The sequence below is a fragment of the Halomonas sp. 3H genome (assembly GCF_024206005.1).
Taxonomy (GTDB): domain Bacteria; phylum Pseudomonadota; class Gammaproteobacteria; order Pseudomonadales; family Halomonadaceae; genus Halomonas; species Halomonas campaniensis.
The window spans coordinates 2,664,299-2,676,981 of sequence record NZ_CP100360.1 but is presented as its reverse complement, the minus strand read 5'-3'; the positions used below and the strand labels follow the sequence as shown (position 1 = coordinate 2,676,981).

The 12,683-nt window shown below is 68.4% G+C and carries 13 protein-coding genes; 5 read left to right on the top strand and 8 right to left on the bottom strand.

Annotated features, from left to right (window positions below):
- The first annotated feature begins 54 nt into the window (after positions 1–54).
- The 3 genes from NFC98_RS12475 (at position 55) to NFC98_RS12465 (ending at position 3,349) form a co-directional block, all read left to right on the top strand.
- Positions 55–1,338 carry a Xaa-Pro peptidase family protein gene (locus tag NFC98_RS12475; protein WP_254275268.1) on the top strand — a complete coding sequence of 428 codons (1,284 nt, stop codon included), beginning with the start codon at positions 55–57 and terminating at the stop codon, positions 1,336–1,338.
- A 16-nt stretch (positions 1,339–1,354) separates the two neighbouring features.
- Complete coding sequence (locus NFC98_RS12470; RefSeq protein ID WP_254275267.1) at positions 1,355–2,845, top strand: CoA-acylating methylmalonate-semialdehyde dehydrogenase; 1,491 nt, start codon at positions 1,355–1,357, stop codon at positions 2,843–2,845.
- 132 nt (positions 2,846–2,977) lie between these two features.
- A complete protein-coding gene (locus NFC98_RS12465; RefSeq protein ID WP_254275266.1) occupies positions 2,978–3,349 on the top strand; it encodes a thiol-disulfide oxidoreductase DCC family protein in 372 nt (123 codons plus the stop codon).
- A gap of 12 nt (positions 3,350–3,361) precedes the next feature.
- Here the strand turns inward: NFC98_RS12465 and NFC98_RS12460 are convergent, their stop codons facing one another.
- The 7 genes from NFC98_RS12460 to NFC98_RS12430 all read right to left on the bottom strand — a co-directional run bounded on the left by NFC98_RS12460 (position 3,362) and on the right by NFC98_RS12430 (position 9,500).
- On the bottom strand, positions 3,362–3,784 hold the full coding sequence (locus NFC98_RS12460) for a secondary thiamine-phosphate synthase enzyme YjbQ (RefSeq protein WP_254275265.1): 423 nt from the start codon (positions 3,782–3,784) through the stop codon (positions 3,362–3,364).
- Positions 3,785–3,803: 19 nt separating this feature from the next.
- Positions 3,804–4,646, bottom strand: coding sequence for a nitrilase-related carbon-nitrogen hydrolase (locus NFC98_RS12455; protein ID WP_254275264.1), 843 nt, complete (start codon positions 4,644–4,646; stop codon positions 3,804–3,806).
- Between the two features lie 91 nt (positions 4,647–4,737).
- The gene (locus tag NFC98_RS12450; protein WP_254275263.1) at positions 4,738–5,619 is read right to left on the bottom strand and encodes a glycine betaine ABC transporter substrate-binding protein; all 882 of its coding nucleotides are present in this window, start codon (positions 5,617–5,619) and stop codon (positions 4,738–4,740) included.
- Between the two features lie 56 nt (positions 5,620–5,675).
- Positions 5,676–6,407, bottom strand: coding sequence for an ABC transporter permease (locus NFC98_RS12445; RefSeq protein ID WP_254275262.1), 732 nt, complete (start codon positions 6,405–6,407; stop codon positions 5,676–5,678).
- Positions 6,408–6,411: 4 nt separating this feature from the next.
- On the bottom strand, positions 6,412–7,572 hold the full coding sequence (locus NFC98_RS12440; RefSeq protein WP_254275261.1) for an ABC transporter ATP-binding protein: 1,161 nt from the start codon (positions 7,570–7,572) through the stop codon (positions 6,412–6,414).
- Between the two features lie 43 nt (positions 7,573–7,615).
- The gene (locus tag NFC98_RS12435; RefSeq protein ID WP_254275260.1) at positions 7,616–8,281 is read right to left on the bottom strand and encodes an ABC transporter permease; all 666 of its coding nucleotides are present in this window, start codon (positions 8,279–8,281) and stop codon (positions 7,616–7,618) included.
- Positions 8,282–8,558: 277 nt separating this feature from the next.
- Complete coding sequence (locus NFC98_RS12430; RefSeq protein ID WP_254275259.1) at positions 8,559–9,500, bottom strand: 2-dehydropantoate 2-reductase; 942 nt, start codon at positions 9,498–9,500, stop codon at positions 8,559–8,561.
- A 194-nt stretch (positions 9,501–9,694) separates the two neighbouring features.
- Between NFC98_RS12430 and NFC98_RS12425 the strand changes: the two genes are divergently transcribed.
- Together NFC98_RS12425 and NFC98_RS12420 are read left to right on the top strand one after the other, a co-directional pair.
- Positions 9,695–11,275, top strand: a complete 1,581-nt coding sequence (locus tag NFC98_RS12425) for a thymidine phosphorylase family protein (RefSeq protein WP_254275258.1) — start codon at positions 9,695–9,697, stop codon at positions 11,273–11,275.
- On the top strand, positions 11,275–12,183 hold the full coding sequence (locus NFC98_RS12420) for a ribose-phosphate diphosphokinase (protein ID WP_254275257.1): 909 nt from the start codon (positions 11,275–11,277) through the stop codon (positions 12,181–12,183). Before NFC98_RS12425 ends, NFC98_RS12420 begins: the two co-directional genes overlap by 1 nt.
- Before the next feature lie 56 nt (positions 12,184–12,239).
- Here NFC98_RS12420 and NFC98_RS12415 read toward each other — a convergent pair whose 3' ends face one another.
- The gene (locus NFC98_RS12415) at positions 12,240–12,497 is read right to left on the bottom strand and encodes a hypothetical protein (protein ID WP_254275256.1); all 258 of its coding nucleotides are present in this window, start codon (positions 12,495–12,497) and stop codon (positions 12,240–12,242) included.
- Positions 12,498–12,683 lie beyond the last annotated feature (186 nt).

The window sequence follows — 12,683 nt, the reverse complement described above, 5'->3', positions numbered from 1 at the left end:
GAATGGCCGCCGATCCCGTGCGGCACACCCCTGACGACACAGCGAGAGACCCCCATGAGTATCGTAGAGTCAGAGAAACTGACCGACAGCGAACCGGACCGGATTCCGGTCGTGCCGTCTGCGCCGATGGCCAACGGCGACAGCATCCCCACCGCCTTCGACCCCGTGCAGCTGCGCGCCGGGCGCCTGGCGCGCCTGCGCGCCATGATGGCCGAGCAGGGCTACGCCGCCCTGGTGCTGTTCGACCCGAACAACCAGCGCTACGCCACTGGTTCGCGCAACATGTTCGGCTACTTCCTGCGCAACTCCACGCGCTACATCTACGTGCCGCTGGAAGGCCCGATCATCCTCTTCGAGTACCCGGGCAGCGCGCACATCTCCACCTGGCTGGAGACCATCGACGAGTCGCGCACCTCCAAGGTGGTGTGGTCGGCGGTGAACCAGCGCGACAACTTCTCCTCGGACCCCTTCGGTCTGGAGATCGCCGAGCTGGTCCAGGCGCACGGCCGCGGCAACAGGAAGGTCGGCCTGGACCGCTGCGCGCTCAACCTGGCCCGCTCCCTGGAGGCCCAGGGGCTCGATGTCTTCGATTGCATGCAGGACACCCTGCACTGCCGGCGCATCAAGACCCCCGAGGAGATCGCCTGCCTGGCCCAGTCCATGGCGGCAAGCGAGGCCTCGGTGGCCGAGGTGGAGGCCGCGATCAAGCCCGGCGTCACCGAGAACGAGCTCTTCGCCATCATGTACGGCGAGGTGATCCGCGGCGGCGGCGAGTTCATCGAGACCCGCCTGCTCAACTCCGGGCCGCGCACCAACCCCTGGTTCCACGAGGCCAGCGACCGCAAGATTCGCCCCGGCGAGCTGGTGGCGCTGGACACCGATACCATCGGCTGCCACGGCTACTACTCCGACTTCTCGCGCACCTTCCACGTCGGCCCCGGCCGGCCCAGCGCCTACCAGCGCGAGCTCTACCGCATGGCCTACGACCAGGTGCAGCACAACATGGGCATTCTCAAGCCCGGCATCAGCTATCGCGAGATCGCCGAGCAGGCCTGGAAGATCCCTGAGCGCTTCCTTGATCGCCGCTATCCCTCGATCATCCACGGGGTGGGCATGCACGGCGAGACCCCCCTGGTGGCGCACCATATGGACTTCGACCGCTTTTCGAAGGACGGCATCCTCGAGCCCGGCATGGTGGTCTCGGTGGAGAGCTACATCGGCGAGGTGGGCGCGGCCGACGGCGTCAAGCTCGAGGAGGAGGTGCTGATCACCGACACCGGCATCGAGAAGCTCTCCCGCTACCCCTTCGACGAGGCCCTGCTTGGCCGTGAATTCTGAACCCCAAGGACGCGAGATGCAGACCCTGACCCACTGGATCGGCGGCGAACCCGTGCCGGGCGATCGCCATCTGGACATGACCGACCCGGCCAGCGCCCAGGTGATCGGCCGCGTGCCCCTGGCCGACACCGCTACCGTGGAGCGCGCCATCGAGGCCGCCAGGGCGGCCCAGCCCGCCTGGCGCGACACCCCGCCGGCGAAGCGCGCCCAGGTGATGTTCCGCTTCAAGATGCTGCTGGAGCGCGATGCCGACGGGCTCTGCGCGCTGATCAGCCGCGAGCACGGCAAGGTACTCGAGGACGCCATGGGCGAGCTCAAGCGCGGCATCGAGAACGTCGAGTACGCCTGCGGCGTGCCGGAGCTGCTCAAGGGCGAGTACTCCCACAACGCCGGCCCCGGCATCGAGACCTACTCCAACCATCAGCCGCTGGGTATCGTCGCCGGGATCACGCCGTTCAACTTTCCGGCCATGGTGCCGCTGTGGATGTATCCCATGGCCATTGCCTGCGGCAACGCCTTCATCCTCAAGCCCTCGGAGCAGGTGCCCTCTGCGGCCATGAAGATGGCCGAGCTGCTGGAGGAGGCGGGCCTGCCCTCCGGGCTCTTCCAGGTAGTCCAAGGTGACCGCGTTGCCGTGGAGGCGCTGATCGACGCCCCCGATGTCAAGGCGCTCTCCTTCGTCGGTTCCACCCCGGTGGCCAAGGCGATCTACCGTCGCGGCGCCGATAACGGCAAGCGCGTTCAGGCCCTGGGCGGCGCCAAGAACCACGCCGTGGTGTTGCCGGATGCCGACCTGGACAACGCTGCCAGCACCCTGATCGGTGCCGCCTTCGGCAGCGCCGGCGAGCGCTGCATGGCGATCTCGGTGGTGGTCTGCGTGGGTGACGCGACCGCCGACGCCCTGGTGGCGAAGGTCGGCAAACAGGCGCGCACCCTGAAGATCGGACCCGGCACCGAGACGGGCCTCGACATGGGGGCCCTGGTCAACGCCGCCCACCGCGACAAGGTGGCGGGCTACATCGAACAGGGCGAGGCGGCCGGCGCCGAGCTGGTGGTGGACGGTCGCCGGCACCCGCTGGTCAAAGAATCGCCGGGCTACTTCCTGGGTGCCACCCTGTTCGACCGGGTGACCCCGGAGATGGGCATCTACCGCGACGAGATCTTCGGTCCGGTGCTCTGCGTGGTACGCGTCGAGAGCTTCGAGGAGGCCATCGCGCTGATCAACGCCCACCAGTACGGCAACGGGACCTGCGTGTTCACCCGCGACGGCGAGGCGGCCCGGCGCTTCAGCGATGCCATCGAGGTGGGCATGGTGGGCATCAACGTGCCGCTGCCCGTGCCGGTGGCCTTCCACAGCTTCGGCGGCTGGAAGGAATCCCTGTTCGGCGACCTCCACGCCTACGGCCCCGACGCGGTGCGCTTCTACACCCGCCGCAAGTCGGTCTCCCAGCGATGGCCTGCCCGGAGCGCACGGGAAAAGGTCCAACTTAGCTTTCCCTCCGGCTAGATCCGCCGCCCCGTCACCCGGCGCCTGCGTCGTCCCTCCCCCGTGGAGGGTCGACGTCGTGGGTGAACGTCCCGGCCCGCGAAGGGTCTGCCCTGTACCCTGTGTCATATCTGACGGCCATGAGGCGCTGCCATGCCCGATACCCCAACGCTGAAGGTCTACTACGATGGCATCTGCCCCGGCTGCCGCCGGGATCGCGCCCGCTACGAGCGCTGGGCGGGAGAGGCCGGCAAGCGGGTAGCGTGGTGCGACGTGACCGAGCATCAGCAGGCGTTGCGCGATAAGGGCGTCGACCCGCAGGCCGCGCTGCTCTCGCTGCACGTGGAGGAGGAGGGCGGGCCCATCCGGGAGGGCATCGATGCCTATATCCTGCTGATGTGTCGTGTGCCTCGACTCAGGCCCCTGGCCTGGCTGATTGGCCTGCCGGGGCTCAAGCCTCTGCTGCGCCGGCTCTATGACGGCTGGGTCAGGCGGCGCCTGGCCCGGGAAGGGCGCCTGCCCTGAGGCCCGGCTTTCTCATTCCTCGCCGCTGAGCGTCGCCACCAGCCGGCGCGAGCTGCCGTGGTCGCGGTGTTCGCCGAACCAGATGCCCTGCCAGGTGCCAAGCGCCAGGCGCCCCTCGCGCACCGCCAGGGTCAGCTGGGTGCCCAGCAGGCTGGCGATCACGTGGGCCGGCATGTCGTCGGAGCCCTCCAGGGTATGGCGGAAGTAGGGCAGGTCGCCCGGTACCAGCCGGCGCAGGAAGGCGTCCATGTCGTGGCGCACGTCGGGGTCGGCGTTCTCGTTCAGGGTCAGCGAGGCCGAGGTGTGGAGCAGCTGCAGGTGCAAAAGGCCCACCCGGCAGCGAGCCAGCCCGGGAAGTGCGGCTTCCACTCGCTCGGAGATCAGATGAAAGCCCCTCTCCACGGCGGGCAGCCGTATCTCCGTTTGTTGCCACATCTCGCTCGTCTCCTTTCACTCAGCGGTAGCCGGACATCAGCTCGCGGATCAGCGGGGTGTCGGCATCGCGGTGGGTGGGCAACTCGAAACGGGCCCTGGCGATGGCGGTGCGTGACAGCTCGGCGGTGATCAGCATCTCGCGATACTCGGCCTCGGCCAGCGGCTCGCCACGGGGACCGAGGATGCGCGAGCCGCCCCAGAAGTGGCTCGGCCCTTCGGGGCCGAAGCGGTTGGCCATGATCACCGGGGTGCCGTAGGTCATGGCGTAGAAACGCACGTTGAGTGCCCAGTTCTGCTCGTTGGAGAAGTCGTCGCTGACGATGCCGCTGGCGGAGTTGATCGGCGCGCAGAGCACCGTGGGGCGGGGCAGCAGGGCGGCGTGGACCAGCGCCGGGTTCCACAGGTCGGCGCAGATCAGCTGGGTGGCCGACCAGCCGGGGAGTACCGGGGTGAGGGTGAGCTCGCTGCCGTGGGTGAACCACTTGCCCTCCTCGAGCCCGCCGTAGGTGGGCAGGTTGAGCTTGCGGTGCACGGCGGCGATCTCGCCGTCCTGGAGGATGGCCAGGGCGTTGTAGTACTCGCCGGGGCTCGCCTCCTCGACGAAGCCCACCACCGTCTGCATCTCGCCGCAGGCCAGGGCCAGTTCGCGCAGGCGCGGGTCCTCCAGCGGCATCGCCACCTGCATCACCCGGCTGCCCAGGCCATAGCCGGTCAGCGAGAGCTCGGGAAAGACCAGCAGTTCGATGCCGCGTTCGCAGGCCTCGCGTATGGTGGCGAGGTGCTGCGCCAGGTTGTGGTCCACCGCGCCGAGTTCGGCGTTGATCTGCGCGGCACCCACGCGCAGTCGGTCCTGATAGTGCATGGCGCCTCCCGTGACGGCGGAGGGCCGCCAAGTGGCGGCCCTCCCGGTGCAGTCTGTGGCTGCCTAGATTATGCCAGTACGGACGTCTGCCTCAAAGCAGCTCGTGCTCCTCGAGGAAGCTCTGGGCGACTCGCTCGATGGTCTCGCGATCCACATCGACCCGGGCATTCAGTGTGGCCATGGTCTCGTCGTCCAGCAGGGCGGAGAGGGCGTTCATCTGCTCCTCGAGTTCGGGGAACTCGTCGAGTGTCTCCTGGCGCACCACCGGGGTCAGGGCGTAGGCGGGGAAGAACTCGCGATCATCCTCCAGCACGTGGAAGTCGAAGGCGGGAATGCGGCCGTCGGTGGCGAACACCAGGCCCACGTCGACATCGCCATCGCGCAGCGCCTGGTAGACCAGGCCGGTATCCATGCGGCTGACGTCGCGGCGGCCGACCTGAAACTCGTAGGCCTCCATCAGCGGGCGCCAGCCATCGTCGCGGGCATAGAACTCGGCGTTGAGGCCGATCTCCAGCGACTCGCCGTCGTTGATGGCCTGGGCCAGGTCCGAGAGCGATAGGATGCCGCGCGCCTCGGCGTCATCGGCACGCATCGCCAGGGCATAGGTGTTGTTGGCCGCCGAGGGGGCGAGCCACACCAGGCCCTTCTCGGCATCCAGCTCCTTGACCCGCGCGTAGGTCTCCTCGGGGCCCAGGCGCTCGGAGACATCGTTGTAGTTGATCAGGGAGGTGCCAGTGTACTCCCAGTAGAGATCGATCTGGCCGTTCTCCTGGGCCTGGCGAAGGACCGCCGAGCCCATCCCGGCGCGGGTATCCACGTCGTACCCCTGCCCCTCCAGGTACTGGCTGGTCATGCTGGAGAGGATCTGCTGCTCGGTGAAGTTCTTGCCGCCCACCGAGATGTCGGCGGCCTGGGCGGTGGTCATGGCGCCGGCCAGGGCCAGGCCGGTCAGAGTCGTCATCAGGTGCTTCATGGGGTCGTACCTCTTGTCGCTTGGGTGTCGGACATTGCCTGAAGGGTCGAGCGGCCTCAGGCACGGGCCGGGTTGACGCCGCGGGGCACCACCACGAAGGCGATGAAGGCGATCACGGCATCGACGACGATTGCCAGCAGCGCGGTTGGGATGGCGCCGGCCAGCATCATCACCGGGTCATACAGATCGATACCGGTGAAGATCAGCTCGCCGAGGCCGCCGGCGCCGATCAGGAACGCCAGCGGCACGGTGCCCACGTTGATGGTCAGGGCGGTGCGGATGCCTGCGAAGATCACATAGAGGGCATTAGGCAGTTCCACCTGGAACAGCCGCTGGGTAGGCGACATGCCGATGCCGGCCGCGGCCTCCATCAGGGCGGGGTTGACCCCCTTGAGACCGGCATAGGTGTTGCGGGTGATCGGCAGCAGGGTGGCCACGAAGAGACCGAACACGGCCGGCACCGTGCCGATGCCCAGGAAGCTCATGGAGAGGGCCAGCACGGCCAGCGTCGGGATGGTGGTGCCCACGTTGAGCACCTGCATCAGCGATTCGGCCCAGCGCTCCATGCTGGGGCGCGACAGCAGGATACCCAGCGGGATGGCCACGGCGATGGCCAGGCCGCCGGACATGGCGGTCAGCCATAGGTGCTCGCCCATCAGGTACTGCACGTCTGGCAGGTACCAGAGGAAGTCATCGATGAGCCCGCTTGAATGACTCCACACCCCGGCGAAGAAGATCGCCACCAGCAGCAGTGCGCGCAGGGCCCCTTTCATGGTCTGAATGGGCATCGGCTCACTCCTCGAGGGCGGCGTCGGGGTTTCGGGCGTCGCCCTGGCGCGCCCGGAAACGGGCGCCCAGGTGGCTGGTCATGGCGCGCTGGGTGATCTGGCCGCACACCTTGCCGTCGTCGTCCACGCAGGGCAACCAGGTGGTGTCGTGGGCGAACATAAGTGAGGCCGCCTTGCGCAGGTCGTCATCCAGCCCGATCACCGCCGGCACGGCCTGGAAGTGGTCGCGGCAGTAGCCCTTGGTGGTACGGGCCACCGAGCGGCTGATGATGCCGGCCGGCTGGCGGCGATCGTTGACCATCAGGATCGAGTTCTGGTAGCCGAAATCGTCGATCTGGGCCAGGGCCTGCGCCAGGGTGTCGCCGGGCGAGACGGTGCCGATCTCGTCGGTGACGATCTCGCGCACCTTGACCAGGTTGAGGCGCTTGAGCGCCCGGTCCTCGCCGAGGAAGGACTCCACGAAGGCGTTCTTCGGAGCCGCCAGCAGGTCATCCGGGGCGGAGTACTGCACCAGCTTGCCCTCGCGGAACACGGCGATGCGGTCCCCCATCTTGATCGCCTCGTCGATGTCGTGGCTGACGAACATGATGGTCTTCTTGAGTTCCTGCTGCATCTTGAGGAACTCGTCCTGGATCACCGCCCGGTTGATCGGGTCGATGGCGCCGAAAGGCTCGTCCATCAGCATCACCGGCGGGTCGGCGGCCAGTGCCCGGGCGACCCCGATACGCTGCTGCTGCCCGCCCGAGAGCTCGTTGGGGTAGCGCTTGAGGAAGGCGTCGGGCTCCAGGGCGATCATCGCCATCAGCTCCCGGGCCCGCTCGCGGTATCGGGCCCGGTCCCAGCCCAGCAGTCGGGGAACGATGGTGATGTTTTCCTCGATGGTCATGTTGGGGAACAGGCCGATCTGCTGGATCACATAGCCGATATTGCGGCGCAGGGACTGGGTATCCATCCCGGTGGTGTCCTCGCCGTTGATGAACACCTTGCCGGAGGTGGGCTTCACGATGCGGTTGATCATCTTCAGCGTGGTGGTCTTGCCGCACCCGGAGGGGCCGAGCAGGATGCAGATCTCGCCGGGAGGCACCTCCATGCTGATATGGTCGGCGGCGACAACCGCACCCTTGGGGGTGTCGAAGACCTTGGTCAGGTTATCGAGCTGAATCATGTCGTTTCCTTGTCAGGGGCCGGGGGAGACGTTGCAGGGGCGTTCAGGCCGTCTCGGCGGCACGCTCCATGCCCTTGGGTGTCAGGCGCTTCTGCACGAAGAGCAGGGTGTAGTCGACGATGATGGCCAGCAGGCTCACCGCCACGGCGCCGACGATCAGCTGGCGCGGATCCGATTGCGAGATCCCACGGCTGATGAAGGTACCGAGGCCGCCGGCACCGATATAGGCGGCGATCGCCATCACCCCGATATTGAGCACCACGGCGGTGCGCACGCCGGCCATGATCACCGGCACCGCCAGCGGGATCTCGACTTGCCGCAGCCGTTGGTTGGGACTCATGCCGATCCCCCGGGCGGCCTCGCGCAGAGCCGGGTTGACGTTGTTGATGGCGGTGTAGGTGTTGCGGATGATTGGCAGCTGCGAGTAGAGCAGCACCGCGATTACCGCGGGCACATAGCCGATGCCGTGGCCGAAGATCGACAGCACCGGAATCATGATGCCGAACAGGGCGATCGACGGGATGGTGACGATGATCGAGGCCACGTAGAGGACCCAGCGCGCCGCCCGCTCGTTCTTGGTGATGGCGATGCCGATGGGCACGCCGGTCAGGGTGGCGATCCCCACCGCCACGCCGACCAGGGAAATGTGCTCGACGGTGCGCATGAGCAGCAGGTCAAGATTGTCCAGGGCGTAATGAAGCAGTTCCAAGTCGACTCTCCTCGTGATCGCGGCGGCGCGCCGGCAGGACCGGACGCATCCCGGGGCACCGTGCCGCCGCAAGGACATAGCGGGGACGGCCGGAATGACAGCAGGCGGGCGAGCTGCGGCGGAATGCCTCACTCGGCGGAAGAAAGCTTAACAAACCCCGCGATTTATTGTGGTTGTCAATGAATGACGATGCTCAATGAGTGGAATTGATATCACTGATGCATAACGGCTTCGGTGACCCGAAGCCGTTATGCGGATGTGTCGGCACCCGGCGACCTCAGGTCGCGGGCGCCTCGCCTCGGGCCTGGCGCTCCTGGGGCAGCAGGGCGGCATGGACCAGGGCATTCACCGGCGTGTCGACCCCGGCCTGCCGGCCCAGTCGCACCACGGCCCCGTTCTGGGACTCCAGCTCGGAGGGCAGGCCCGCCATGATGTCGCGCTGCATGGAGGCGGTGCTCGCCTCGGGCAGGGCGTCGATGAAGCGCAGGGCGCGTGTCGCGGCATCCCGGGGCAGGGCCACGCCAAGGGCCCGGGCCACTGCCTCGATCTCGGCCAGCAGTCGTTCGATCATCTCGCGGGTCTCGGGCAGCGTACGGGTGACGCCGATGGGGGCCCGGGTGATGCTGCCGATCCCGCTCATGGCGCAGATGAACAGGAACTTGCTCCACACCGCGACCTGGATGTCGTCGGGGATCTCGGCGGCGACGCCCCGGGCCGCGTCGAAGGCTTCCTTGAGGCGCTCGGCGCGCTTGCTGCGGCGGTTGTCGCGCTCGCCGAAGCGCACGAAAGGTTCCACGCCCGCGTGGCGGATATGCCCGGGGCCCTCCCGCCAGGCTAGGATGCCGCAAAGCCCCTGGAGCACATGGGCCTGGCCGAGCACGGCGGCCAGCTCGTCGGCGGCCTCGACGCCGTTCTCCAGCGGTACCACGAAGGTATCCGGCCCGATCATCGGGCGGATCGCCCTGGCGGCCTCGGGCACCTGCCACGCCTTCACCGCCACCAGCACGCAATCCACGGCGCCCACCTCGGCGGGGTCGTCGGTGGCGCTCACCTCGGGCAGGTGGACATCGCCCGCGATGCTCGAGACCGTCAGGCCATCGCGGCGCATCGCCGCCAGGTGCTCACCGCGGGCGATGAAGGTCACCGCGTGGCCGGCCTGGGCCAGCCGTGCCCCGAAGTAGCCGCCTACGCCGCCGCTGCCCATGATCGCGAAACGCATGCTCTCCCTCTCCTCGGTCGTCGGATGTCATTGAAGCCTACACCGGTCGGGGCGTGTCGGCATCGTCGGGGGCATCCCGCCGGTGAGGTCGAGCCGCCATGACGGCCCCCCGGGGGGCTGATACGATGGCGCTAACCGAATCCCGCCTGGCCGGATACGCCGCGTTGCCGGGCCATGCCCCATGGAAACATGCCATGAAGAAGTCCCATCCCGAGGCGGTGCCGCTGGACGACACCCTGTCGCCGCTCTCCCTGAAGCGCGTGGGCATCGACACCTACCGCGAGAACGTCGCCTACCTGCACCGCGAATGTGACCTCTACCGCGCCGAGGGCTTCCAGGCGCTCTCCAAGGTGGAGATCCGCGCCAACGGCCGGCGCATCCTGGCCAGCCTCAACGTGGTGGACGACACCAGCATCGTCGACTGTCAGCAGCTCGGCCTCTCCGAGGATGCCTACGCCTCCCTGGGGACGGAAGAGGGCCACCCGGTCAGCGTCTCCCAGGCGGAGCCGCCGGCCTCGATCCCGGCCCTGCACCGCAAGCTGGCCGGCGAGCGACTGTCACGCGACGACTTCCGTGGCATCATTCGCGACATCGCCGAGCTGCGCTACTCCAAGATCGAGCTGACCGCCTTCGTGGTGGCCTGCGACCGCGGCGAGCTCGACCGCGAGGAGGTCTTCTACCTCAGCGATGCCATGGTCCGCGTCGGGCGGCGCCTCGACTGGCATGAGCAGCCGGTGGTGGACAAGCACTGCATCGGTGGCATTCCCGGCAACCGTACCTCCATGCTGGTGGTGCCCATCGTCGCCGCCCACGGCCTGCTCTGTCCCAAGACCTCGTCGCGGGCCATCACCTCGCCCTCGGGTACCGCCGACACCATGGAGGTGCTGGCCGACGTCGACCTGCCGTTCGACGCCCTGGGCGACATCGTGCGTACCCACCGCGGCTGCCTGGCCTGGGGCGGCACCAGCCAGCTCTCGCCGGCCGACGACGTGCTGATCTCGGTGGAGCGCCCGCTCTCCATCGACTCCCCGGGGCAGATGGTGGCCTCGATCCTCTCCAAGAAGGTGGCCGCCGGCTCCACCCACCTGCTGCTCGACATCCCCGTGGGGCCTCACGCCAAGGTGCGCTCCATGCCCGAGGCCCGCCAGCTGCGCAAGCTGTTCGAGTTCGTGGCCGGGCGCATGGGGCTGACCCTGGACGTAGTGATCACCGACGGCAGCCAGCCGGTGGGACGGGGGATCGGCCCGGTGCTGGAAGCCCGCGACGTGATGCAGGTGCTCTCCAACCATCCCGAGGCGCCCATGGACCTGCGCCAGAAGGCGCTGCGCCTGGCGGGCCGCATGCTGGAGTTCGACCCTGACGTGCGCGGCGGCGACGGCTTCGGCATCGCCCGGGACATCCTCGATTCCGGCCGGGCCCTGGAGAAGATGCAGGCAATCATCGCCGCGCAGGGGGCGAAGTCCTTCGACCCCGATGCGCCTCCGCTGGCGGCCCACCATTTCGAGGTGGTGGCCCATGAGGCGGGGATGGTCATCGGCATCGACAACCTCAAGCTGGCGCGCATCGCCCGCCTGGCCGGCGCCCCCAAGGCCGCCGGGGCCGGTGTCGACCTGCTGGCACGCATCGGCGACCGCGTCGAGGCGGGCCAGCCGCTCTATCGGGTCCATGCGGCCTTTCGCAACGAACTGGCCTTCGCCCACCAGTCCAGCGAGCGGGACAGCGGCTTCAGCATCGGTCAGGCCGCGCAGATCACCCGCCTGAACGTGGAGTTCTGATGACCCCTGCACTGCTCCATTTCCCCGACGAGGCGGCACCGGCGCGGCGGCTCGCCGAGGCGGCGGGCATGGCCGCCCATGCCGTCGACCGCCACCGCTTTCCCGACGAGGAGCTCAAGCTCACCCTGCCCTTCGCCGAGGCAGCGGCCTTCCCCGAGACCCTGGTGATCTATCGCAGCCTCGACCGCCCCAACGACAAGCTGGTCGAGCTGCTGCTGCTGGCGCGCCACGCCCGCGGGCAGGGCGTCTCCCGGCTGGTGCTGGTGGCGCCGTATCTCGCCTATATGCGCCAGGACATCGCCTTCCACGCCGGCGAGGTGGTCAGCCAGGGCATCGTCGGTGGCTTCCTCGCCGAGCTGTTCGACGCCGTGATCACCGTGGACCCCCACCTGCATCGCATCGAGCGGCTCGAGCAGGCGATCCCCCTGGCGCACGCCGTGGCGCTCTCCGGTGCCCCGCGCCTGGCCGAGCTGATCGCCGAGAAACGCCCCGGTGCGCTGCTGCTGGGGCCCGACGAGGAGGCACGGCAGTGGGTCGCCCAGGCCGCCGAGGTCACCGGCCTCGACCATGACGTCTGTCGCAAGACCCGCCGCGGTGACCGCGACGTGACGATCACCCTGCCCGAGATCGAGGTGGCCGGGCGGCGGGTGGTGCTGATGGATGACGTGGCGAGCTCAGGCCATACCGTGGCCCGCGCCGCCGAGGCACTGCTGGCGGCCCGGGCGGCCTCCGTGGACGTGGCGTTGACCCATGCCCTGTTTGCCGGCGATGCCCAGGCGGTGATCCGGGAGGCCGGTGTCGGCGAGATCTGGAGCACCGACTGCATCGCCCACCACAGCAACGCCATCGCCATGGCGCCGGTGCTCGCCGAGGCGCTGGCGGCAGCGGGGGTGTCGGCTTCCGGATAGCGCAAACGACGGCGCCGCCCCGGTGGGCGGCGCCTGGATGCCTTCGTGGCCTGGCGTCAGGCGAAGGCGGGGCGGGGCATCAGGGACTTCAGGGTCTCGAGGTGCTCCAGGCTCTTCACCTGCCAGCCGGTCTCCGGCTGGTCCGTCTGGAAGCCGATGTCATAGCCGCCGTCGCTCAAGCTGGTGCGCCAGAACTCCTGGGTGGCGAGGCTCTCGGCCTCGGTGGCACTGGGAGCATGGAAGATGCCGCCGCCAAGGTGCATCTCCTGGCCGCGGGAGTGGATGGCGAAGACATCGACGAGGAAGGCTTTCATGGCGCTCACATGGGCTGGTGGGTGTACGGCGCCATCATAGCCAGTGGCCTGCCGGGCCGTTAGCGATTCCCGATTCCGTTGTTACAAGGCCCATGCGTCCACGACATCATTCCGGCCCGGCATGAGGAATGCCGAAAACGACAGGGCCCCGGGCGCGGCTGTCCGGGGCCCTGTCGTGTCGCCGGT